Source organism: Shewanella sp. SM71, assembly GCF_025653905.1.
In the GTDB taxonomy this organism is placed as follows: domain Bacteria; phylum Pseudomonadota; class Gammaproteobacteria; order Enterobacterales; family Shewanellaceae; genus Shewanella; species Shewanella oncorhynchi.
Genome location: NZ_JAKKRW010000002.1, coordinates 142,588 through 165,186, shown reverse-complemented (window position 1 = coordinate 165,186; position 22,599 = coordinate 142,588). Strand labels below are relative to the sequence as shown.

Here is a 22,599-nt window from a genome sequence, read left to right as displayed (position 1 = left end):
ATATGTTGCAAGAGGAATTAAAGCCCGCTAACTTAGTTGTGACATGCAACCAAACCTATTCGACTATGGCTCAAACAGACGCACCATTGGCTCAAGATCCCGCGAAGCCTGTGACTCAAACTAAGCAAACGACTGAGTCAGGCTCATCCGCCCAACTCAGGCATTTGTCTCGCTATCTGGTGAGAAATTTAGGCATGCTCAACGCCGCCTTTGGGGATTTACCCCTTTCGCCCGTGCAAGCCCATGCCCTGTTTGAGATAGGCAAGCAGCCCCTGACCATCAAAGAGCTTGCAAGCAAACTCAGCATTGATAAGTCCAATGCGAGCCGCGCTATCAAGCATTTGATCGATAAACATCTTGCCCAGAGTCAGGTGCACCCACGGGACAGTCGCTGCTTAGTTGTGCAACTGACACCTGCGGGTAAGAAGTTACTCGTTAAATTGGATACTCAGCAGAATCAATTATTCCAAGGGATCTTAGCCCAACTGACTCCATTGCAAACTTCACAAATCGAAGAGGCCCTCGTGTTATATAACCAAGCCGTACATAACGCCAAGCAGCAAAGTGGTTGCCACATTCGCCAAGCCACAGCCCAAGATGATGCCGCAATTGCCAAAGTCATCCGCGATGTTTCGGCCGAATACGGCTTAACCGCGGATAAAGGCTATAGCGTGGCGGACCCGACCTTAGATTGCCTAAGCCAGATTTACTCCCAAGCGGGCGCCAACTATTGGATTATTGAATTAGAGGGCCGCATTTTAGGCGGCGCCGGTATTGCGCCTTTAGCTAACAATGATGGCGTCTGCGAACTGCAAAAAATGTACTTTATGCCAGAAATCCGCGGCAAAGGACTCGCAAAACGCGTAGCGTTAATGGCACTCGATTTCGCCCGCGAAACGGGTTATCAAAGCTGCTATTTAGAAACCACCGCTGTACTAAATGAAGCCGTAAAACTCTATGAGAAATTAGGCTTTGTACATCTGTCAACTCCCCTAGGGAACACAGGCCACGACGCCTGCGAAATGCCGATGCAGCTAGATCTTAATCAATAGGATATGAAGCAGAATTCCAATCAAAGTAACAATGCCAAACAGCCATGATTAAACTTGTTTGGCATTATCAATTTGTATCAGCAAATGTTATTCAGCAAGATGATTTTAATTATCAGTCTTAGGGCATAGTTTTTCTTAACTTAAATGCATTAAAATATGGCAATTTACCTCACTCAATTTTTAATAAATTGAAAGGCGTTTGATACCATTTTGTTAACGGCATTAAATAGGGAACATTATGCTCAGTTGGATTTTTAGTGATAAGAAACTCACACTTCGGGAAATATGCCTAGATAACACGCTTTCGACCTCGGCTAAAATAAAGAAAGTTGATCAATTTCTTGCCGATAGTGGAGATCTCAACTTTATTGATCTCAATATTTCGCCCTGCAATATATTAGTTCCCCTATCTTGCAGTCCTCAGTCCGATTTAGTGCTTATAAAATACTTGCTCAGCAAAGGCGCTAAAATTGAATGTAATAGTTTCAGTGCCTTGCATTCGGCTATTGAATATAACAACTCAGAACTCGTTACCCTATACCTAGACTCTAGTGCCAATCTTTACTTTCAAAATCAATATAGTAATTGCTGGCTCAACTATCTATTTCATCCTAATCCGCAATATATCTATCAAGACCATCAACGTAGAGACATGATCGACCTTCTACTTGCAGCTAACTTAGATATCAATAAACCGGTGAGCTTTTGGACTAATGGTGAATTAAATCACCCACTAGAAATATTATATGATGAACGCAATAAAGATCTGTTCCTGCATATCATTAATAAAGATATCCCATTAGACATTGGCAAATTAAGCCTAATTGAAAACATTATTTCTTCGAGCGAATTTTGTGGAGTAGAAACATTTTCTCCCTTAGTTAAACGCTTCCCTGCATTTAAAAAGTCACGCTATATTATGGCCAACGATAGCAGCTTCTGGGATGATGCTAATTTACTCGAACTATGCGTTTACGCTAAAGCGCAAAACTACACTGAATACCTGTTAGACCATTATCCGCAGCTCAAAGCCGATTCTCACGCCAAAAGTTTGGTCTATGCGGCATTGATCTCAGAATTTGACCTTAGGATTATCGAAAAACTGATTAAGGCCACCGTCGATATCAATCGCATCTATAGGATGACACCGCCTGATGCCGACCATTCACCCTTGCTCAACCAATATATTAATAATGCCCAATTTACCGATCCGAATAAACGGAGTTACATCTACCAAGCCCTTGAACTGTTGCTCAAATATGGCGCTAATCCAAATGCCGAATTTGTGAATACGGGTAAATCCTATGAGATGTTAGTCTGGTCGAATTTACGACTATTGGTTTATCCAATGGTCGAAAAGAAAACCTTTCTGCCCGAGTTTTTCGATCTGTTCCTGCAATATGGTATGGATATCAATAAAAAATTTGGGGCGGTGGATGAACCAACCTTACTCACTCTCTGCCAGCGTGGTTCAGGGAAAGAAGATCAAGCAACGCTTATCCAAGTGATGGAATATCTGCTCACCAAGGGGCTGGATTTAAGCCTCACCAATATCTACAACACTAACTATGTGTCCGCGGCGGCCATCTCCTGTCGAAGCCAACTACTTGAATGGCTCATTCACCAAGGCGGGGATATTTTTACCCATTGCGGTCACGATAACTCGCCCATTCTACACAAGGCGATTTCGACCTACTGGTGGGATGAAATTACCGGCCCTATGCGGCGAAAAACCGTAGAACTATTACTGCGCCATGGAGCAAAGTTAGAAGAATTCTCAGTAGATGAGCAATTTACGCCATTAATGTGCGCCAGTTACTACGGCGCACAGTCCTGCGTAGAGACGCTACTCGAACATGGCGCCAACCCCAATGCCATCAATGCCGAAGACACCACGCCAGCCCTTTGCGCTGTGATAGGCGGCAGTTCAATCGAGTTCCCCCGCTTTGAATCAACGGCGGTGCGGATCTTAAGACTTTTGCAGCAATATGGCGCCGACTTAACCGTGACCAATAGCTTCGACAATAGCCCGCTAATAGCGGCTATTGAGCAAGAATATAAAGAGATTTTCGAAGCGCTGCTGCAGATAGCCTCCTACAGTGAAACTCAGCTTGAGCAAGCACTCAGCAAAGCCCTGCCGCAAAGCTATTTCCAGCGCCGCCTGCTACAAACACTGGGGCGCGAGATACCGCCAGCCCCCACAACCATAGCCCACAATCGCGCAATACCAGCAACAGCTTCGAGCAATGCCGATCCTATGACGGCCAATCCGCAAGCATCTGAGGTGAATGTGACACCTGCGCCCGTCAAGCAAACCAAATTAGAGGTGAGTAATGCGGCGGCAAATCGAGATCAAATCCCAACGCTATTCGATCTCAAAACCAAAGTGCAGAGCTTTTTTAAACTGATCGCCACCGATCCGACGATCACAGTTGAACAACTCAATTCGGTGAGAGTCCTTATTGATCAATTGATAGAAAAGCTCGACAACTTTAGCTTTTTCCGCAATCAAGCGACAAAGGCCGAATTTGAGGAAGGTGTTCAGGAATATATCGATGAAACCGTCGAAGAAATTAACGAAATTATCGAGGATGATTATCCAGCGCTTACCGAAGCCTTAGTCGATTCAGTTTGGACTATTTTGCAGTACTTTAGGGTTGAGATTGATATCGAGACCGCACTTAGAAAGCGCTTTTGGTAAATGTAAGTCACAGATTAACGTCTCTTTGTTAGGGACGTTAATCATTAAAATAGAGTTTAAATTCTCTGTTAGCTAACAAACTTACACCCTTAACTAAAGAAAATGGCTCTTTAAAAGACACCAGTGCCGATAAAATCTATTCAATGAGGAGATTCAACCATATGAAACATCAAGTACTATTTGTTATAAAATCAACAAGTAAAGATGAAAAAACAATTCATAATAAACTCAAAGAATTTCTAGCATTAATAGATAGAAAAACATCTACAGCTAAGAACCCTACTATGCTTGAGAGTTTTTTACCATTCAGGATAAAACATTACCATTGGAATCTAAATAAAGAGACAGGCACATTCATTAAATTATTCCCCAATGTAGATCTTGATGAAAATACTTTCGCACCATAAAAACCTGAATGAAGCTGGTTATTGAGTATCATTTTCCACCAAGATTTTCCTGGATACGAAAGAATTAAATCCGAAGATTATATAATTAGCTTGTTAGACTCATTGAACTATGAATATGAAATGATATATGAAACAGATAGTCGTGATTCAATTAAATATGGCGACATTAAGTAGTAAAAGACTCTATTTATTCCCTTAACGCGGGAGATAGTAGCCATTATCTCCCGCAGAAACTATATCTTAGTAATCTTTTAAGTACCAAAGTACCGTGCTTAATATCAGCATAAGAGCACTTATGTCAGTAGTCAGTTTACTCAAATCACTGGTGAAAGTGATGTTTTAACAAGCAGTAACTGGCTACGAATGATTTGACGTATCTGATTATGCAGTTCAAATACTCGAGCGCGATCATTAAGATTTAGCGATAGATTTTCCAGCATCACCAGATCCAAATTAAATTCGGGATAATGTAGTGTCATCGACATATAGCCAGATAAATAGCCCGTATGACTGTATTCGACGAGGCCATCGTCCTTATTGATCCTCACCCCATAGCCATAGCGCATATTCGGCCATAAGAATTGGATCTCGGTATACGCCGTTGTCATCCGTTGATAACTCTTTGCACTCATCAACTTGCCAGAATGTAATAGATGCTGAAAGGCGGCATAAGCTGGCGCTGAGGTAATTAATCCCCCTGCGGGCAACAAAGCTTCATCAAGCACTAAGTCAGCAGGGGCAATCACCTCGCTTTCCTGTAAACCTACGGCAAGTGAAGGCACTTTGGCGCGAATAGTCTCAATACTGCCAAGCTCAGCACTCAGGCCATTAAGCTGGTATCGCGTTGCAAACTGCGCCACTTGCTCGGCAAAGGATTGGTGATTGACCTTCTCAAGCACTTGCCCAAGCAGTGAATAACCGAAGTTGGAGTATTCAAATTGGCTACCCGGCTCGAATCGATTGGCCTTACCCAGTTTATCGACACCCGATGTATGAGTTAGCAGTTGGTGCAGCGTAACCCGCGCGTCATATCGACTGGGATTAAGTGCATCCGCACTTGGATTTACACCTGCATCCATGCCTTTTATCGCCTTATTTGTAGTTCTCTAAAACGTCAGGCGAATTTAAGAAAAAGCGTTACCATTCACGTGCATAATAGTGAATGTCCACACTACAAACGCCAGAGGGATATGCACTAAGGCATAGAAACACTGATCGAGTCGCCCCATTCCTTTTGCTAACAAAATCAAATATAAATGTAATCCAATCACCAAGGGAAATAGCGCTAACAGCGGATAGAGTGCGACAGGGTTTGCATCGGAAAATAAGCTGTGACTGAATAAAGCCCACGCCACCATAAAGGCGGTCGTCAACGGCGGCGTTGCAATGCGATATTGCTCTGGATAGGGAAACATCCTACGACCTCTGAGTCTCAATCAATAAATTTACGTTGTAGGTTTTCGCGCAATCAACTGGGCTTTATAACTGCTTTGAGTGGACTGCGGATCACATAATCGACCTTCAAAGTAATGTAAAGATTGCCAGTTAGCAAACACTGATTTGAGTTCATTTTCAGTAAGTAAGAAATCTGGGTTGCGTGGCCTACCTATCTGCGCCTGTTGCGTTGTAAAGGTTTCATAGACGATAAGGCCTGTTCTCTTAACCGCCTTAGCAATTTGTGGCAGTAATGGGCGATGCAGATAATTAAATACTAAGACAATATCGTACTCTTCAACCGGCAATAATGGTCCTGCCTCTGCTTCTAAATCCCTTTGTAATTTGTAAGCATTAGCCTGATCAATGTGTGACATGGCGGACAAATCTCGATCGATAAAAGTCACTTCAGCCCCTCGCGCTAAAAACCACAAACCATTACGCCCAGAACCGCATGCAAGATCGAGCACCTTAAGTCCATCGAAGCAACTCAAGTCTAAGTTAGACACAGATGGATTAGGCCAAGCGAACTCTGTGATTAACGCGGCAGGCGTTAAAGTTGACGTATGGGTTACAGACATATCAATTAGCCCTTAATTTCTTTTTTCGAGTCAATTTGCCGACGATGCACAATAGAATAATGCCTGAGCCCTGCAGGACCATGGGACACGATCACTGACAAAAAAAGTATCACGATTAACAGCTCAGGTTTGTAATGAGCCAGCGGCACAAACAGGCCAAGCAAGCCTATTTTTACTAAAGTTAACACTCCCTTAAGCTGGATCAGCCAGCGCCAATCCCGTGCGATTTCCCACAACATTAATATGCTGCCCGTCGTCATCGCGAGATACCAATAACTCAACCATTGCACTTTATTTACATCTAATAAAATGCCACCACCAACACCTACTATCCCTAAAATATGTAATGCCCTTAAACTGGTTTTACTCAAACGTTGAAACCAAAAACGTTTTTCAGATATGCCTTGTTTGTGCATTACAACCCCTTAAGAATCAATTGCGTAACATTTAATTAAAATGATAATATAATTTTATACAATAAAGGCTTTTGAAATAACATTATTTATAGAATATATAAAAATAAATAAGCCATCTCCTCAATATACAAGATTAAATTATAATATCTATAAAATACAAATAGATAAAACACACCACCAAAGCCATAATTTATGCCATTTTTATTTTATAAAGTTAAAATCAATCCATTCAATATGTTAACTCACGCATGTTATACCGTATTGAAGCAGTGATTAGTCTCAACTTCATTAATATTTCCCATCCGATTGCACATTTTAAATATGTTATTTTCGCTGTAACAAAGGTTATGTGATCTGAACACACATATACCTCTTTAGATAGTGCTAAATTTGCAAATGGAGAATGCTCTAACAGTGCGTGAGCTGCGTAAAAAATAAATATCACGCCAGATGAATAACCCTTATTAAGTAGATGAATGTACGGCGGAGGAACTATCATGTTCACAAGAAATATTCAAAAAACAGCACTAGCCATGCTGATCTCTGGCGCTATGGCAGGTACTGCCTATGCAGCACCAGAAGTGCTAGCCGATTTTCACGGTGAAATGGGTAGCTGCGACAGCTGCCACGTATCAGACAAAGGTGGCGTCACCAACGACAACCTTACCCATGAAAATGCTCAGTGTGTTAGCTGCCACGGTGATTTAAAAGAACTGGCCGCCGCTGCACCTAAAGATAAAGTATCACCCCATAAATCTCACCTAATTGGCGAAATTGCTTGTACTAGCTGCCATAAAGGTCATGAAAAATCAGTCACCTATTGCGATGCTTGTCACAGCTTCGGCTTCGATATGCCTTACGGTGGCAAGTGGGAACGTAAGTTTGTGCCTGTTGATGCAGACAAAGCTGCTCAAGATAAAGCCATTGCCGCTGGCGCAAAAGAAACCACTGATGTCGTGATCATAGGTTCAGGTGGTGCAGGTCTTGCTGCAGCCGTTTCAGCCCGTGATGCAGGCGCTAAAGTTATCCTGCTTGAAAAAGAACCTATCCCAGGCGGAAACACTAAACTTGCTGCTGGCGGTATGAACGCTGCAGAAACTAAGCCACAGGCTAAACTAGGTATCGCAGACAAGAAACAAATCATGATCGACGACACCATGAAAGGTGGTCGCAATATTAACGATCCTGAATTAGTCAAAACCTTAGCCAACAACTCATCAGACTCTATCGATTGGTTAACCTCTATGGGTGCCGATATGACTGACGTAGGTCGTATGGGTGGCGCAAGTGTTAACCGTAGTCACCGTCCAACAGGCGGCGCTGGCGTGGGTGCACACGTAGCACAAGTTCTATGGGACAATGCAGTGAAACGTGGTACTGACATCCGCTTAAACAGCCGTGTAGTACGTATTCTTGAAGATGCGAGCGGTAAAATTACCGGCGTATTAGTGAAGGGTGAATACACAGGTTATTACGTGGTCAAAGCTGACGCTGTCGTTATCGCAGCGGGTGGTTTTGCGAAAAATAACGATCGTGTAGCTAAGTATGATCCTAAGTTAAAAGGCTTTAAAGCGACTAACCACCCAGGTGCTACAGGTGATGGCTTAGACGTGGCATTGCAAGCGGGCGCGGCAACTCGCGACTTAGAGTTTATTCAAGCTCACCCTACTTATTCACCTGCTGGTGGTGTGATGATCACCGAAGCGGTACGTGGTAACGGTGCGATCGTGGTTAACCGTGAAGGTAACCGCTTTATGAACGAAATCACCACCCGTGACAAAGCGTCTGCCGCGATTCTGCAACAAAAAGGCGAAAGTGCTTATTTGGTATTCGATGACTCTATCCGTAAGAGCTTAAAAGCCATCGAAGGCTATGTGCACCTGAACATTGTTAAAGAAGGCAAAACGATTGAAGATTTGGCTAAACAGTTAGATATTCCAGCGGCTGAACTCGCTAAAACAGTGAAAGCTTATAATGGCTTTGTTAAATCAGGTAAAGATGCTCAATTTGAACGTCCTGATTTACCACGTGAATTAGTTGTTGCACCTTTCTACGCTCTCGAAATCGCGCCAGCAGTTCACCACACTATGGGTGGTGTTGTGATCGATACTAAAGCCGAAGTGAAGAGTGAAAAAACGGGCAAGCCTATTGATGGTTTATATGCAGCAGGTGAAGTCACAGGTGGCGTTCACGGTGCTAACCGCTTAGGTGGTAATGCTATTTCCGATATCGTTACTTATGGCCGTATCGCGGGTGCATCTGCAGCTAAATACGCTAAAGACAAAAAGTAAAATGCAATAACGGAGGGTTAAAGGACTAACCCTCAGCTCATATAGTACGACTTTCAATATGAGAGCCCTAGCTTGAACACTTCAAGTAAAAGCAGTCAATCAATAAGCGAGCCGTCAGGGGCTCGCTTTTTTATTCCCAATTGATGATAAAGCTCACTCTTTTAAAGGGGAATTTTCTAAGGCTAAGGACAAAAAGCCCTAACTCACTTACACTCTTTGCCAGATAATTACATCAGCAAACCCGTTAGGTGACTGAAATGAGAATTGGATTTTTTAGCGCGAAACATTACGACATGCAGCACTTTAACCGCACAAATGCTGCGTTTGGTGCACAAATTGAGTACTTCGATTATCGCCTCTGCATGCAAACAGTGAAGCTTGCCGAAGGTTTTGAAATTGTCTGCGCCTTCGTCAACGATTCACTCTGTGAAGAAGTTCTGGTCGAACTCGCTAAGGGTGGCACAAAAATTATCGCCATGCGCTGCGCTGGATTTAACAACGTCGATTTAGTTGCCGCTAAACGCTTAGGCATGCAAGTCGTTAACGTACCAGCTTATTCTCCTGAATCCGTGGCCGAACATACAGTCGCACTGATGTTGACACTGAATCGAAAAATCCACAAAGCTTACCAACGCACCCGCGATGCCAACTTCTCCCTCGAAGGCTTAGTCGGCTTTAACATGTTCGGCAAAACCGTCGGCGTGATTGGTACAGGTAAAATCGGCGTAGCAACCATCAAGGTATTGCTCGGTTTTGGCTGTAAAGTCATTGCCTTCGATCCCTTTATCAATCCGGCTGTCATCGCGCTGAATGTTGAATATCAAGATCTCGACTCTATTTATGCCAACAGCGATATCATCAGCTTGCATTGCCCGTTGACCGCGGATAACCGTCACTTACTAAACCAAGCCAGCTTCGCCAAGATGAAACCCGGTGTCATGGTGATCAACACCAGCCGCGGTGGTTTACTCAATGCTTTCGACGCAATGGAAGCATTAAAACTGGGACAAATCGGCTCGCTTGGGCTCGATGTATATGAAAACGAAAAAGGCCTGTTCTTCGAAGACAAATCGAATGAAATTATTCAAGACGATGTATTCCGTCGTTTATCAGCCTGCCATAACGTGATTTTCACGGGTCACCAAGCCTTCCTCACCGAAGAAGCCCTAGGCGCCATTGCCAAAACGACCTTGAGCAATATAAAAGCACTATGTGCCGGTGAACTCTCAGGTAACGAATTGTTTTAACTGACAGATAAAATCCTGACTGCTAAAGTGAGGCTTCAACGTTTGAAGCCTCATAGAGGAATATAAATATGTTAGTGACTCAGGAAATTCAGGATATCTCCACACCTTCAGGGCTAATGCGCACCTATATCTATCGCCCAGAAGCACAGGGAATATTCCCAAGTATCATCTTTTATTCCGAGATATTTCAGCAAACTGCGCCCATCGCCCGCACCGCCACTATTCTTGCTGGCCACGGTTTTGTGGTGTTAGTACCCGAAGTGTTCCATGAACTGAATCCTTTAGGCACTGTGCTGGCCTATGATGAATCAGGTAAAGATAAAGGTAACGCCGATAAATTTGCCAAACCCCTAGAGCACCACGATAGCGATACCCAAGCACTGATCGATTTTGCCACTCAACAAACTTACTGCAATGGCAAAGTTGGCTCTATGGGTGTGTGTATCGGCGGCCACTTAGCCTACCGCGCCGCACTCAACCCCGCTATTTTAGGTGCATTTTGCCTCTATCCAACCGACATTCACTCCAACACCCTGCCCTGCGCCTACGGCAATGACTCACTGAGCCGCAGCGGTGATATTAAAGGGGAATTAGTGTTAGTGTTTGGTAAGCAAGATCCCCATGTATCTGCGGAAGGCCGAGTGTTAATCCACCAGCAATTAATGGCGCTGAACCGTAACTTTACTTGGCTTGAAGTCAACGCCCAACACGCCTTTATGCGTGATGAAGGCGAACGCTATGATCCCGCACTCGCACTGCAAATGTACCTGCAAGCGATAGCGTTTTTTCAAAGAATACTGCACTAGTTTATAAATTAAACATAAAAAATATTAAATACTTAAGGAAAGAGTAAAAAAATGAAACCCTATAAAAATTTATCCTCAAAAAACCTAGCATTACTATTAATGATTACCCGAGTAACAACCGTTGTTTCGTTATTAGCCGTCGTGCTTTCATTAATTGGCCTAGCGAGTCAGTTTTGGATGACACGTGGATTTAGCCTTAACTTTTGGTCGACAGTGGGCATAGCTACTCTTATCCCCTCTCTACAAGTGCTTTTTGGCTCTGGTATCATAGCTGCTATCATAGCATTTGAAGAATCCTACCGCCAAAAGTCTGAAGCCTTTATCGCCTCGTTAAAATAGCGTTCAGTAATTATCAAAAATACACCTAACGATCTAACTTTTTAAAATCAAATGAATCACTAAAACCTTAACTAATATTATGGTTTTAGTGATTCATCCTTTCATATATTAAACTGCTAGTAAAAAGCAGATAATCACTATTCAGAATATATTTCATCGATAAAGCCATCTAAAACACCTATCTGCAAAAGGGGAAAACCTTCACCCCAAGAAATATCATATCCAATGGAAATGGCATTTGAACCTAGCTTACCAACACCAAGGCTGTATTCATTATTTGCATTAACTTCGATCAAGCATGGCAACAAAAATGTCCAAACATTGGATGAGGAGAGCTCAATATCTGCAGGAACAATGTCAGAAGAGGTAAGGAAATGAATAATCCTAGCAGTTGCATCTTTTCTAATCTGATCGGCATTATTGATGAGTTTATCGAATGCCTCACATTGGGATACTGTTGGTCCCTCTTTTGTCCCCCAAATACGTATGAGAAAGCCATCCCCTAAATAAGGTATATCTAATTTCCTTTCCCAGATTTTTGATTAACCTTTTCCTGAAATATCACCAAAAGGAAAAATGCTTATTGACTTTGCAAACATACGAACTCCATATAACTAAGATTGCCAACCATGACCAGAACTATCAAGTTTATTCAAAATTATATACGCGTATTACTCTGACTGTTCTCTATTACAAAGCAGTCATTATCTCCTTTAATTCTCGTGAATATTTCTTGCTGCCTGGTACTCTTATTTTTTTAAGGTAACGTTCTAGTTCATCTTGCTTTTCAATTAAGAGGCAGAACTCAATAATATATATCACCAAGAAATTTTTATAAAAAGGCAGTGTTGCGATAACATCATCATTGCTCTCTTGCTCATCTGGTGCATCAATAAAAGTATCAATCTTTTTATCGAAGAAACGAGTAAATAGTGTCATGTTCGATGACACTATCTTCTCCATCTCTAAAATAGAAAACTCAGCGGCGTTTATTTTTTGTGCATCATAGGCTAATAACACTTTAGGTAGATCACATTCATTCACATTTACTTTGCTATTCTTTTTTGCATAGACGAGTAATGAACTATAAAGTTCAGTATCAATCAATTTGCCAACATCTTCTTCAATGACCATGTATCTATATCCTTTGTTACTCAGGATCAAACTTCTTTTTGCCTTCGAGTAACGCCTGACGTTCGGCTAAGGGGGTTTGATCGGCCAGCTTTAACACTGCCTTTTGCAGCATGAGGTTATTAGGATAAGTGATGGTATCGCCGTTATCGCGATGGATCAGCACATGGAATAACGCGATTTCGATGATCACGCCGCTAATATCTTCATCCTTATCAACCACCCGAATGCGCTCGCCGATACGGTAGGGAAACACGAAAAAGATCAGCACGCCAGCAGTTAAATTACTCAATATCGACCATTGAGCAACCAATGCAACGCCCATCACCGCAAAGGCAGATGACACAAATAGCGACACATCCTGATAGCCCAGTCCGAGCGAGACCGCCATCAAGGACAGAGTAATAAAAAACATCACATAGGAAATAAAACGGGTCACTAAACTGGTCCGTGCAACACTCACTTGCTTCATTTGCGCGAGTTTTCTAACCCAATGGGTTAAGGCGCGCTGTAAAAAGAGAAACACTGCAAGATAAATACAGGCAAGCAGGATTTGATTTGTCATAATAGCGGCTCAATTAACTAAAACTGTCTGAATTCTAACTTTTTTGCGCGAGCAGTTATAGCCCGTGCAAACAAGCCAAACAGCTAAACCGAGTAATTAATCCAATATGGCCGATTCGACCCTCTTACATGAAACCCAAGACGCACTAGGCCCGATTCGTGTAATCGATTACGACGACTCACGGATCCTGTCCTTTGGGGATAACGATGAGCAGAGTAAGATCCTCAAGGCGGCGCCCCATATTCCCCAGCACACTTATGTGCAAGCCATGCTGTTGGTTTTACTGTTTTGTAAGCCCAAGAGCGCTATTGTTTTAGGTTTAGGCGGCGGCTCGATTATTCACTCACTGCGCAATTTCGACGCGGCAATAAAGTTAACAGCGGTGGAATTACGCCCCGCGGTGATTGAGTTAGCTAAGCGCTATTTTCAGCTGCCGATAGGTAAAAAGCTCAATCTTATCAATGATGATGCTATTGCTTTTTTAGCTGCTGACGATCATAAAAAAGTGGATGTAATTTTTGCCGATATTTATACAGCCAAAGGCGTTGAAACAGGGCAGCTTTCGCCAATATTCCTTGAGCAGTGCACTAACCTCATCAAACCCAATGGGTATTTAGTGCTGAACTGCTGGAAAGAACATAGCCAAAATCGCGAGTTGTTAGCCGACTTACAACAACACTTTGCCCATGTGAACGCTTGTCTCACAGGCGGCGGGAATTGGGTGATTTTTGCGAGCCAATCGCCACAGCTTTTAGGCACCTCGGCACTTAAAAGTAGTGCTCAATCTTTATCGCAACAATTGGGTTTTGCCCTTGATCGATCATTGACACGCTTTGGGCCTTGGATTTAATACTAATATCAGCAAAATAGCGTAAATTAGTTAACCCTAAGGCTGAGCTTTGATATTCTTCTCACACTTCCATGATATGAGCTGTCACCATGAAAAATAATAATAAATTGATGTTAAGCGTTATGGCGCTGGCGTGCCTTAACTCTCTCAATGCTAACGCCGAAAGTTTTAGTTTTGACACTCGTAGCTCACTGAATTCAGATACATTAGTGCTATTCCAAAGTGCTGATTCTACTACCTATGGGATCGACTTTTTACCTCAGTCGACCCAAGATCAATTAAACCTAGCAACGGCGGATAATATTTTTTCCGGCAAACGGGGGGAAATCCTCGAGATTTTGGTACCCAGCGAAATTGATGCTAAACGGGTCTTACTGGTCGGCATTGGCGATGCAAAAAACTTAACGCCCGGCGACATTAATACCATCGGTGGCAATGTTGCGGCTAAACTCGATACGGTTCCCCAAGCCACAGTGCGTGTACTCACCCAAGGCTTAACTGCCGCGCCGCTATTTGCCTCTGAGCTTGCCCACGGAATTGAACTACGCAGTTATCGTTATACTCAGTTCAAAGCGAGCCCCCGTGCCGAGAAGAATTACCAAATCGCTGTCGATGATTTAAGTCGCAACCAAAAACACCATAAAAATCTGCAAGCGGTTGAAGCGGGTGTGTTTTTAGCGCGCGATCTGACAAACGCACCTGCAGACATTATGTATCCCGACAGCTTTGCTAACGAAGCCAGAAAACTTAAATCCCTCGGCGTTAAAGTCACGGTATTAGAAGCCAAAGATATCGAACGTCTACAACTGGGCGCCTTAGCTGCTGTAGGTAAAGGCAGCGAGCGCCCACCTAAGTTAGTGGTCGCCCATTGGCCTGGTAGCAAAGACGCGCCAATCGCACTGGTCGGTAAAGGCATCACCTTCGACTCGGGTGGTTACAATATTAAGGCGACAGGTACTTCAATCGCGCGGATGAAGTCAGATATGGCGGGTGCAGCCACTGTGCTTGGCACTATTAAAGCCATGGCGATTCAAAAAGCGCCAGTCAACGTAGTAGCAATTATGCCAATGGCGGAGAACATGGTATCGGGTCATGCAATGATCCCAGGTGATGTGATTAAAACCGCCCAAGGTCTCACCGTTGAAGTGCTCAACACCGACGCCGAAGGTCGCCTAGTGCTGGCCGATGGCCTCTGGTATGCCAGAGAAAATTATAAGCCATCGGTGATTATTGATGTTGCGACACTGACTGGCTCAAAAGTGAGTGCGTTAGGCAATGTTTACGCAGGCTTGTTTACCGATTCTGAGCCTTTAGTGCAGCAGCTAACTTATGCAGGTCAACAGGTTGGCGAAAAGGTCTGGCGCTTACCGTTAGATCAAGCCTATGCGGATGAGCTTAAATCCACTATCGCGGATCTCACAAACACAGGTAAAGAAGGCAGCGCGGGTGCTTCCTCTGCGGCCATGTTCTTAAAACGCTTTGCGGGCGAACAGCCTTGGGCACATTTGGATATCGCGGGCAATGCCTTAACCGCCACTGATACCGCTGTTGTTCCTGCGGGTGCAACAGGTTACGGCGTGCGCTTACTCAGCACTTGGTTAACTCAACCCAAAGCACAGAACTAGAACCTAGAACCTAGAACCTAGAACCTAGAACCTCAGTATCTTGTTTTAATTGTATTTACACTTTAAGGGATATCATTGATATCCCTTTTTTATGCTCGAAATTTATCTTATCTCAATCACCAAAGACCAGCCGACTAAACCCAGACTACACCCAATCACGCCAAACCCGCAGCAGTCGTAGAAAAACCGATTGAGTCCGACCTAATCGCATCACCATTCGACTAAACCGATTAGGATAATAGTTTTTATCCGTTATCTTAATTTTAATCGAGTCGGTAATATGCTTCACATCGACAGGACGCAAGCAAATGTCCTCGTTATGAACTTAAGCCATCATCAACTAAATGGAAGCATAAAATGACTCAATCAATTATCAACAGCACAATCAAACCATTCAAAGCCACTGCATTCCACAATGGTGAGTTCGTTCCAGTAACTGAACAAGACCTGTTAGGTAAATGGTCTGTTGTCTTCTTCTACCCAGCAGATTTTACCTTTGTTTGCCCAACTGAATTAGGCGACATGGCTGATCACTACGAAAAACTGCAAGAAATGGGTGTTGAAGTTTACTCAGTATCAACAGACACTCACTTCACTCACAAAGCATGGCATGACACGTCAGACACCATCAAGAAGATCAACTTCCCAATGCTGGCTGACCCAACAGGCACTATCAGCCGTAACTTCGGCGTGATGATTGAAGAAGACGGTTTAGCACTACGTGGTACTTTCGTGATTAACCCAGAAGGCCAAATCAAGGTCAGCGAAGTTCACGATTTAGGCATCGGCCGTAGCGCTCAAGAGCTAGTTCGTAAAATTCAAGCAGCTCAATATGTTGCTACTCACGATGGCGAAGTTTGCCCAGCTAAATGGCAACCAGGTGACGAAACATTAGCACCGTCTTTAGACCTCGTTGGCAAAATCTAATTTAGCCTGCAAAGCGTCAACCCCGCCAGTCTAGCGTCCCAAGCTGATTGGCGTTACAGCCAACACAGTTGTAGCGCCACGCAGCAAAGGATTAAGCCCGCCCCTGCAAGGGCCTAGACTGGCCCCCTTATTTCTCCCTTTTAAGCGATTTTGGAGTCATCACATGTTAGATGCGAATTTAAAAAATCAACTGCAAACCTATCTGCAAAACCTCAAGAGACCAGTTGAACTTGTCGTGTCTGCAGATGAGAGTAGAAAGTCTCAAGAATTAAAAAGCTTAGCGCAAGACATTGTCAGCCTATCTTCTCTGGTGAGCCTGAAAGAAGTTCAGGGCGAACGCATCCCGGCGATGACAGTGATTAACCCAGAGCTTAATACGCAAATCAGCTTTGCTGGTCTGCCTATGGGTCACGAATTTACCTCACTCGTGCTGGCATTACTGCACACGGGTGGACACCCAATCAAACTCAGCGATGATATTATTGAGCAGATCCGCAATCTGCCAGGCAAATATGCCTTTGAAACTTACGTCTCACTGACCTGCCAAAACTGCCCAGACGTAGTACAGGCACTGAACATGATGGCGGCCATTAACCCGAATATCACCAACGTGATGATCGACGGTGCCCTGTTCCAAGAAGAAGTGACCAGCAAAAACATTATGGCTGTGCCTTCTGTCTACTTAAATGGCGAAGTGTTTGCAGCCGGCCGTATCAGCATTGGCGAGATCCTCAATAAACTGGATACCAATGCCGCAAGCCGTAAGGCCGATGAAATTAATGAAAAAGCGCCATTCGAAGTCTTAGTCGTTGGCGGCGGCCCAGCCGGCGCAGCAGCAGCCATTTATGCAGCACGTAAAGGACTTCGCACCGGTATTGTTGCCGACAAGTTTGGCGGACAAGTGGCTGAAACCGTCGGTATCGAGAACTTTATTTCGGTCAAAGCGACCGAAGGTCCAAAACTAGTGGCAAACCTTGAAGCCCATGTACGAGACTACGAAGTCGACATCATGGACAACCAAAAGGCAGTGTCGTTATCAACAGATGGCTTGTTCGAGCTTGAACTGGCAAGCGGCGCTAAATTACGTAGCCGTACCGTATTGTTAGCCACAGGTGCCCGCTGGCGTGAGATGAACGTCCCGGGCGAGAAAGAATACCGCGGCAAAGGCGTCGCATACTGCCCACATTGTGATGGCCCGTTATTTAAGGGCAAGCGTGTGGCGGTGATCGGCGGCGGTAACTCAGGTATCGAAGCGGCTATCGATCTTGCCAACATAGTAGAACATGTGACTGTGCTGGAATTTGATAAAACCCTGCGCGCTGACGATGTACTGCAACGTAAAGCGGCTTCTATGGGTAACATTAAAATCATTACCCAAGCCATGACCACTGAAGTGACTGGCGATGGTACTCGGGTTAATGGCCTGAACTACACAGACAGAGCCACTGGCGAGAGTCACCATGTCGCACTTGCAGGTATCTTCGTGCAGATTGGGCTAGTACCGAATGCGGAATGGTTAAAGGGCACTATCGATTTAACCCCAAGGGGCGAGATCATAGTCGATGAGCGCGGACAAACCTCAGTCCCAGGTATTTTTGCCGCAGGTGATGTCACTAACTCACCTTTCAAGCAAATTATCATTGCCATGGGCAGCGGCGCGACCGCATCACTGGGCGCATTTGATTACTTAATTCGCCACAGCGATGAAGAAACCGCCGCGACCAAAGCCGCTTAAGGCTTAACTCGTCAACAGACATCAAAGCTAACGCAAAAAAATAGCCAGCATTTGCTGGCTATTTTTTTGATGTTAACTAAGCCATTGATAAGGCTTAGCAGGCCTAATTTGCATTAGCATTTCAGGGGTATCGACCGCTTTAAATCCAAACTGGGCGTAGAGTCCATGGGCATCACGGGTGGCTAACATTATCCGTCTTAAACCTTGTAATTCAGGATGTTCAAGAATTGCTGTTATCATCAACTTGCTTAAACCTAAGCCGCGGTGCGACTCAAGTACAAACACATCGGCAAGATAGGCAAAAGTGGCTTTATCTGTGATTAAGCGGCCAAAAGCCACTTGTTGATTGTCCTTATCAAATACCCCAAAACACAGGCTATTGGCTAGCGCTTTTTGTAGCAGCGCCTTTGGCATGCCCTGCGCCCAATAACTATTACTAATAAAGCCATGGATAACCTCAAGATTCATTTCAGCTTGATCTGTACTGACTCTGTATCCTGTTTCCTGCTGCATTTTCCTTTCTCCGAAATTTTTCGTTAACGTCAGTTCAGGTGTTATTGGCACTCATAAATATCATAAATGCCATCGCTAATAACACCACTTTAGCTAACGAATACAAAGCCCCCGCTAAAGTACCACCGCCATGATAACTAAAGGCTAAGTGGCGATTGATTTCATACTTAAAGGATTTAGCTAAATAACGGTAAGCGAGAAAGTAAAACAAGGAGGCTGCGGGCCAAATCCCCATAAGCAGCATTTGCCCCTGAGCCTTAGTGGTGAGTAAGGTTGAGATAAACGGTATGCTTAAGCAGACAACATATATCCAAGCAAAACGCTTAAGTAACTGGCGGATTTTTTTATCGGATAATGATTCCAACTTCACTCCTTGTCATCTTACATAGCTTCGATTTGCTCAACCATAAGTTGCAGCGAAAAATTGCCGCGATACTCATTCACATCGAGTTTATACACAACACGAGCATGATTAATCGTCGCATCTGGCCAAGTGTGCAAATCCACATTAAAGGCAATGGCATCGAGCATCACAGTGCCGCATTGGGTTTCGAGTACGAGCTTAAGGTGGCGCTCACCGACAAGACGTTGTTGCACTATCGTAAAGTAGCCATCGAATAACGGCTCTTCGAAAGCTTGTCCCCAAGGTCCCGCATTACGCAGTAACTGAGCCATTTCAAGATTCAACTCTGCGGGAGTGAGTTCGCCATCGGACCAAAGCTCGCCCGTTAACAACTCAGGTTTAAGCTGCTCACGCACCGCATCATCATAGGCTTTGGCAAATGTCGCAAAACTGCCCGCTTTGAGCGATAAACCCGCCGCCATTGCATGACCACCAAATTTGATAATCAGTCCCGGATGGCGAGTGTTCACTAACTCCAATAAGTCGCGCATATGCAAGCCTTTGATCGAACGCGCCGAGCCTTTAATTTCACCATTGCCCGCATCGGCAAAGGCAATCACGGGTCTATGGTATTTGTCTTTAATGCGCGAGGCCAAAATCCCGATCACGCCTTGATGCCAATCCTCTTGAAATAAAGCAATCCCCCAAGGTAACTCGGCTTCGTTAAGCTTTAAGTGCTCTAGGCTTTTTAAGGCTTCCTGCTGCATGCCGACTTCCAGCTCACGGCGTTCTTGATTCAATCCGTCAAGCTCTGCCGCCATGCGCCGCGCATACATCATGTCTTCGCAGAGTAAGGTTTCGACCCCAAGTGCCATTTCATCCAACCGGCCTGCGGCATTAAGCCTTGGGCCCACAGCAAAACCAAAGTCAGATGCGACAATGCGCGCCGGATTTCGCTTCGCCACTTCAAGCAACGCAGTAATCCCCACACGGCAACGCCCGGCTCGCACGCGCTGTAAACCTGCTTCAACCAAAATACGATTATTGGCATCGAGTGATACCACATCGGCAACGGTGCCGAGGGCAACGATGTCGAGTAATGTGCCTAAATTAGGCTCAGCAATACCATGGGTTTGATACCAGTTTCGCGTCCGTAATTCAGCCCTTAATGCCGTCATCAAATAAAAGGCCACGCCGACACCCGCTATCGATTTGCTGGCAAATGGACAGCCCGGTTGGTTAGGGTTCACTATCGCATCGGCAGCGGGTAACTCATGTCCGGGTAAATGATGGTCGGTAATCACCACTTGCATACCAAAGGCTTTGGCCGCCGCAACACCGTCAATTGATGAAATGCCATTATCAACTGTGATGAGTAGCTCAGCCTGTTTGGAGGCCGCAACTGCAACAATTTCAGGGCTTAAGCCGTAGCCGTAATCGAAGCGATTGGGGATCAAATAATCCACTTTCACCGCGCCCATCATCCGCAGCGCCAACATACACACACTGGTCGATGTGGCGCCGTCTGCGTCAAAGTCACCCACGATCAAAATCGACTTATTAGCCTGCATTGCATCGGCGATAAGCACCGCGGCTTCGGGCAACCCTTTCATGGTTTCAGGTCTTAATAGACCCTTAAGGACAAGCTCGCATTCGTGGGTGAGCGCACCACGGCGAGCGTAAAGCTGCTTCAATAGCGGCGAAAGATGAGCGGGTAAATGGCTATCATCAACGGTTGGGCGACGGACTATCTTATGGATCAAGGGACTCAAACTCTCATGAAATCGTGGCAATAAGATAACAAAAAGGTGAGCCTTAAGCTCACCTTTCGTGGGATAAATTTTACATTTTAGGCTGTTACTGACGTGCCTCTAAGGTGCGTAATAAGTCTTCAGGCGGTTGATAACCAGGGATCATATTGCCATCTTCTAATACGATTGCAGGCGTACCATTGACACCAAAGGTTGTGCCTAACGCATATTGTTCAGCAATTTTAGCATCACATGTTGCCGCGGCAACTTTGCTGCCCGCTTTAGCATCAGTCATGGCTTTTAATGGATCTTTAGCACACCAGATAGCTTGCATCTCATCGGCATTAGCTGATGGCACACCCGCGCGCGGGAAGGCTAAGTAACGCACTGTAATACCAAGTTTATTGTAGTCAGACATTTGGCTATGCAATTTACGGCAATAACCACAGCTAACATCGGTAAATACAGTGACCACGTGTTTTTCGTTTTTCGCTTTATAGACAAGCATATTCTCTTCAAGCGGCTTCATCATTTCTAAACGCGGACCCGCTAATGCGGCTTCGGTTAAGTTTTTCATGCCCTTATCGATATCATACACACTACCGTGGAATAGTTTTGAACCATCACGGCTAATATAGAGCACGCCGCGGTTGGTCATGGCTTGATACAAGCCCTCAATTGGTGAGTCCTGCATAGAAATGACTTCAACATCTAACATCTCACCGAGTTTTTGCTTAATCGCAGCGGTATCGGGAGACGTCGCAGTAGCAGCGCTGGCAAGTGGTGCAACTAGGAGGGCAAAAACTAAGGATAATGCTGGGGTCAACTTCATGGGACATCCTATAAATTGTGTCGCTACAACGAGATATTGGGGCCGTTCTAACTCGAGATATTCAATAGACCCTGTATAGGGGCAAAAAGTTACAGACAAGCCGCGCGGAAAGCAAATTTATGCTGTAACTAAATCCTTTTTTAGCCTCTAGGATGATGCTGTTGATGCAATTCCTGCAATCTTGCCCGTGCGACATGGGTATAAATCTGTGTCGTCGATAAGTCGCTGTGACCTAATAACAGTTGGACAACCCGCAGATCGGCACCGTGATTGAGCAAATGAGTGGCAAAAGCATGTCGTAAAGTGTGCGGTGATAATGCAGTTTCAATCCCCGCACGCAGAGCATAAAGTTTAATCCGATGCCAAAAAGTTTGCCGCGTCATCATCTGCCCGCGTTTCGACGGAAATACCACATCAGATTGTTTATTACCGAGCAACTCTTGGCGAGCAAATTTCATGTAGCCCTCCACTTCGGTAATAGCCAATTCCCCCAGCGGCACAAGACGCTCTTTGCCACCCTTGCCCACAATACGTACTAAGCCTTGGCGCAAACTCATTTGCTCCATGGTCAAGCCGACAAGTTCACTCACCCTGAGGCCAGTTGCATACAAAAGCTCTAGCATTGCCTTGTCACGGCATTCGACGGCATCATCCACATTGGGCTCAGACAGTAAACGGTCAACCTGCGACTCACTCAGAGAATCCGGCAAATGACGCGTTAACTTAGGCGACTCGACTAAGGCCATAGGATCGGCTGAAATCTGCTTGATCTGCACCAAATAAGTATAAAAACGCCGTAAACTGCTGAGCAGTCGAGCGCTACTGGTACGCGCAAAATTCTGCTCAACTCTAAAGGCCAGATATGCCCTAACATCGGCCTGAGAAACCGCAAGTAACGTCACTCCTTGCTGACCTTGATAACGATCAAAATGGCGTAGATCGGTACGATAGGCCGATAGCGTGTTATCACTCAGTCCCTTGCTTGACCAAAGATCATCAAGAAAAGCATCGATAAGTGGATCTGGCATATAGGTTTTAGGCACAAATACTCCA

At 44.7% G+C, this 22,599-nt stretch carries 22 protein-coding genes and 1 pseudogene; 11 read left to right on the top strand and 12 right to left on the bottom strand.

Features of this window, described 5'->3' with window-relative positions; all coding sequences use genetic code 11:
• Positions 1-2 precede the first annotated feature (2 nt).
• The 3 genes from L5L97_RS03210 to L5L97_RS03200 all read left to right on the top strand — a co-directional run bounded on the left by L5L97_RS03210 (position 3) and on the right by L5L97_RS03200 (position 4,160).
• On the top strand, positions 3-1,052 hold the full coding sequence (locus L5L97_RS03210) for a bifunctional helix-turn-helix transcriptional regulator/GNAT family N-acetyltransferase (RefSeq protein ID WP_263181992.1): 1,050 nt from the start codon (positions 3-5) through the stop codon (positions 1,050-1,052).
• A 238-nt stretch (positions 1,053-1,290) separates the two neighbouring features.
• The gene (locus L5L97_RS03205; RefSeq protein ID WP_263181990.1) at positions 1,291-3,753 is read left to right on the top strand and encodes an ankyrin repeat domain-containing protein; all 2,463 of its coding nucleotides are present in this window, start codon (positions 1,291-1,293) and stop codon (positions 3,751-3,753) included.
• Between the two features lie 161 nt (positions 3,754-3,914).
• A complete protein-coding gene (locus tag L5L97_RS03200; protein ID WP_263181989.1) occupies positions 3,915-4,160 on the top strand; it encodes a hypothetical protein in 246 nt (81 codons plus the stop codon).
• 314 nt (positions 4,161-4,474) lie between these two features.
• Here the strand turns inward: L5L97_RS03200 and L5L97_RS03195 are convergent.
• From L5L97_RS03195 to L5L97_RS03180, 4 genes and pseudogenes are all read right to left on the bottom strand, one after another.
• Positions 4,475-5,257, bottom strand: a pseudogene (locus L5L97_RS03195) (serine hydrolase domain-containing protein); the annotation flags it as partial.
• Positions 5,258-5,284: 27 nt separating this feature from the next.
• On the bottom strand, positions 5,285-5,575 hold the full coding sequence (locus tag L5L97_RS03190) for a hypothetical protein (protein ID WP_105250069.1): 291 nt from the start codon (positions 5,573-5,575) through the stop codon (positions 5,285-5,287).
• 30 nt (positions 5,576-5,605) lie between these two features.
• On the bottom strand, positions 5,606-6,175 hold the full coding sequence (locus tag L5L97_RS03185) for a class I SAM-dependent methyltransferase (protein ID WP_263181987.1): 570 nt from the start codon (positions 6,173-6,175) through the stop codon (positions 5,606-5,608).
• Positions 6,176-6,180: 5 nt separating this feature from the next.
• A complete protein-coding gene (locus L5L97_RS03180) occupies positions 6,181-6,591 on the bottom strand; it encodes a hypothetical protein (RefSeq protein ID WP_105250071.1) in 411 nt (136 codons plus the stop codon).
• 497 nt (positions 6,592-7,088) lie between these two features.
• Here L5L97_RS03180 and fccA point away from each other — a divergent pair, with 497 nt between their 5' ends.
• The 4 genes from fccA to L5L97_RS03160 all read left to right on the top strand — a co-directional run bounded on the left by fccA (position 7,089) and on the right by L5L97_RS03160 (position 11,274).
• Positions 7,089-8,882: a fumarate reductase flavoprotein subunit FccA gene (gene fccA / locus L5L97_RS03175; protein ID WP_263181986.1), complete on the top strand. Its 1,794-nt coding sequence runs from the start codon at positions 7,089-7,091 to the stop codon at positions 8,880-8,882.
• A 257-nt stretch (positions 8,883-9,139) separates the two neighbouring features.
• Positions 9,140-10,129: a 2-hydroxyacid dehydrogenase gene (locus L5L97_RS03170; RefSeq protein WP_105250073.1), complete on the top strand. Its 990-nt coding sequence runs from the start codon at positions 9,140-9,142 to the stop codon at positions 10,127-10,129.
• A 68-nt stretch (positions 10,130-10,197) separates the two neighbouring features.
• Positions 10,198-10,935 (top strand): dienelactone hydrolase family protein, encoded by a 738-nt coding sequence (locus tag L5L97_RS03165; protein ID WP_263181984.1) that lies wholly within the window; start codon positions 10,198-10,200, stop codon positions 10,933-10,935.
• Between the two features lie 51 nt (positions 10,936-10,986).
• Positions 10,987-11,274, top strand: a complete 288-nt coding sequence (locus L5L97_RS03160; protein WP_263181983.1) for a hypothetical protein — start codon at positions 10,987-10,989, stop codon at positions 11,272-11,274.
• Positions 11,275-11,411: 137 nt separating this feature from the next.
• On the opposite strand, the gene L5L97_RS03155 is transcribed toward L5L97_RS03160, so the two are convergent.
• The 3 genes from L5L97_RS03155 to L5L97_RS03145 form a co-directional block, all read right to left on the bottom strand.
• Positions 11,412-11,570 (bottom strand): hypothetical protein, encoded by a 159-nt coding sequence (locus tag L5L97_RS03155; protein ID WP_263181982.1) that lies wholly within the window; start codon positions 11,568-11,570, stop codon positions 11,412-11,414.
• Between the two features lie 394 nt (positions 11,571-11,964).
• Positions 11,965-12,408 carry a hypothetical protein gene (locus tag L5L97_RS03150; RefSeq protein ID WP_263181980.1) on the bottom strand — a complete coding sequence of 148 codons (444 nt, stop codon included), beginning with the start codon at positions 12,406-12,408 and terminating at the stop codon, positions 11,965-11,967.
• A 16-nt stretch (positions 12,409-12,424) separates the two neighbouring features.
• Entirely contained in the window at positions 12,425-12,970 is a 546-nt protein-coding gene (locus tag L5L97_RS03145; RefSeq protein ID WP_006080363.1) for a mechanosensitive ion channel family protein, read from the bottom strand.
• Between the two features lie 106 nt (positions 12,971-13,076).
• Here L5L97_RS03145 and L5L97_RS03140 point away from each other — a divergent pair, with 106 nt between their 5' ends.
• The 4 genes from L5L97_RS03140 to ahpF all read left to right on the top strand — a co-directional run bounded on the left by L5L97_RS03140 (position 13,077) and on the right by ahpF (position 18,107).
• Positions 13,077-13,820, top strand: a complete 744-nt coding sequence (locus L5L97_RS03140; protein ID WP_263181979.1) for a spermidine synthase — start codon at positions 13,077-13,079, stop codon at positions 13,818-13,820.
• An 89-nt stretch (positions 13,821-13,909) separates the two neighbouring features.
• On the top strand, positions 13,910-15,445 hold the full coding sequence (locus tag L5L97_RS03135; protein ID WP_263145213.1) for a leucyl aminopeptidase: 1,536 nt from the start codon (positions 13,910-13,912) through the stop codon (positions 15,443-15,445).
• A 357-nt stretch (positions 15,446-15,802) separates the two neighbouring features.
• Positions 15,803-16,372 (top strand): alkyl hydroperoxide reductase subunit C, encoded by a 570-nt coding sequence (gene ahpC / locus L5L97_RS03130; protein WP_263181978.1) that lies wholly within the window; start codon positions 15,803-15,805, stop codon positions 16,370-16,372.
• 163 nt (positions 16,373-16,535) lie between these two features.
• Positions 16,536-18,107 carry an alkyl hydroperoxide reductase subunit F gene (gene ahpF, locus L5L97_RS03125; RefSeq protein ID WP_113939822.1) on the top strand — a complete coding sequence of 524 codons (1,572 nt, stop codon included), beginning with the start codon at positions 16,536-16,538 and terminating at the stop codon, positions 18,105-18,107.
• A gap of 72 nt (positions 18,108-18,179) precedes the next feature.
• Here ahpF and L5L97_RS03120 read toward each other — a convergent pair whose 3' ends face one another.
• From L5L97_RS03120 to xerD, 5 genes are all read right to left on the bottom strand, one after another.
• On the bottom strand, positions 18,180-18,620 hold the full coding sequence (locus tag L5L97_RS03120; protein WP_212599771.1) for a GNAT family N-acetyltransferase: 441 nt from the start codon (positions 18,618-18,620) through the stop codon (positions 18,180-18,182).
• Positions 18,621-18,654: 34 nt separating this feature from the next.
• The gene (locus L5L97_RS03115) at positions 18,655-18,990 is read right to left on the bottom strand and encodes a hypothetical protein (RefSeq protein WP_263181976.1); all 336 of its coding nucleotides are present in this window, start codon (positions 18,988-18,990) and stop codon (positions 18,655-18,657) included.
• 11 nt (positions 18,991-19,001) lie between these two features.
• Positions 19,002-20,726, bottom strand: coding sequence for a single-stranded-DNA-specific exonuclease RecJ (gene recJ, locus L5L97_RS03110; protein ID WP_263163785.1), 1,725 nt, complete (start codon positions 20,724-20,726; stop codon positions 19,002-19,004).
• A gap of 94 nt (positions 20,727-20,820) precedes the next feature.
• The gene (gene dsbC / locus L5L97_RS03105; protein WP_105250085.1) at positions 20,821-21,546 is read right to left on the bottom strand and encodes a bifunctional protein-disulfide isomerase/oxidoreductase DsbC; all 726 of its coding nucleotides are present in this window, start codon (positions 21,544-21,546) and stop codon (positions 20,821-20,823) included.
• 140 nt (positions 21,547-21,686) lie between these two features.
• A complete protein-coding gene (gene xerD, locus L5L97_RS03100) occupies positions 21,687-22,589 on the bottom strand; it encodes a site-specific tyrosine recombinase XerD (protein ID WP_212599768.1) in 903 nt (300 codons plus the stop codon).
• Between the last annotated feature and the right edge of the window lie 10 nt (positions 22,590-22,599).

Coding starts and splice junctions, on each gene's coding strand:
- L5L97_RS03185 (WP_263181987.1), bottom strand. CDS start 6,175: ATGTCTGTAACCCATACGTCAACTTTAACGCCTGCCGCGTTAATCACA.
- L5L97_RS03140 (WP_263181979.1), top strand. CDS start 13,077: ATGGCCGATTCGACCCTCTTACATGAAACCCAAGACGCACTAGGCCCG.
- L5L97_RS03190 (WP_105250069.1), bottom strand. CDS start 5,575: ATGTTTCCCTATCCAGAGCAATATCGCATTGCAACGCCGCCGTTGACG.
- L5L97_RS03200 (WP_263181989.1), top strand. CDS start 3,915: ATGAAACATCAAGTACTATTTGTTATAAAATCAACAAGTAAAGATGAA.
- L5L97_RS03205 (WP_263181990.1), top strand. CDS start 1,291: ATGCTCAGTTGGATTTTTAGTGATAAGAAACTCACACTTCGGGAAATA.
- L5L97_RS03210 (WP_263181992.1), top strand. CDS start 3: ATGTTGCAAGAGGAATTAAAGCCCGCTAACTTAGTTGTGACATGCAAC.
- L5L97_RS03150 (WP_263181980.1), bottom strand. CDS start 12,408: ATGGTCATTGAAGAAGATGTTGGCAAATTGATTGATACTGAACTTTAT.
- L5L97_RS03165 (WP_263181984.1), top strand. CDS start 10,198: ATGTTAGTGACTCAGGAAATTCAGGATATCTCCACACCTTCAGGGCTA.
- ahpC (WP_263181978.1), top strand. CDS start 15,803: ATGACTCAATCAATTATCAACAGCACAATCAAACCATTCAAAGCCACT.
- L5L97_RS03170 (WP_105250073.1), top strand. CDS start 9,140: ATGAGAATTGGATTTTTTAGCGCGAAACATTACGACATGCAGCACTTT.
- L5L97_RS03180 (WP_105250071.1), bottom strand. CDS start 6,591: ATGCACAAACAAGGCATATCTGAAAAACGTTTTTGGTTTCAACGTTTG.
- L5L97_RS03160 (WP_263181983.1), top strand. CDS start 10,987: ATGAAACCCTATAAAAATTTATCCTCAAAAAACCTAGCATTACTATTA.
- L5L97_RS03135 (WP_263145213.1), top strand. CDS start 13,910: ATGAAAAATAATAATAAATTGATGTTAAGCGTTATGGCGCTGGCGTGC.
- dsbC (WP_105250085.1), bottom strand. CDS start 21,546: ATGAAGTTGACCCCAGCATTATCCTTAGTTTTTGCCCTCCTAGTTGCA.
- L5L97_RS03145 (WP_006080363.1), bottom strand. CDS start 12,970: ATGACAAATCAAATCCTGCTTGCCTGTATTTATCTTGCAGTGTTTCTC.
- fccA (WP_263181986.1), top strand. CDS start 7,089: ATGTTCACAAGAAATATTCAAAAAACAGCACTAGCCATGCTGATCTCT.
- ahpF (WP_113939822.1), top strand. CDS start 16,536: ATGTTAGATGCGAATTTAAAAAATCAACTGCAAACCTATCTGCAAAAC.
- L5L97_RS03120 (WP_212599771.1), bottom strand. CDS start 18,620: ATGCAGCAGGAAACAGGATACAGAGTCAGTACAGATCAAGCTGAAATG.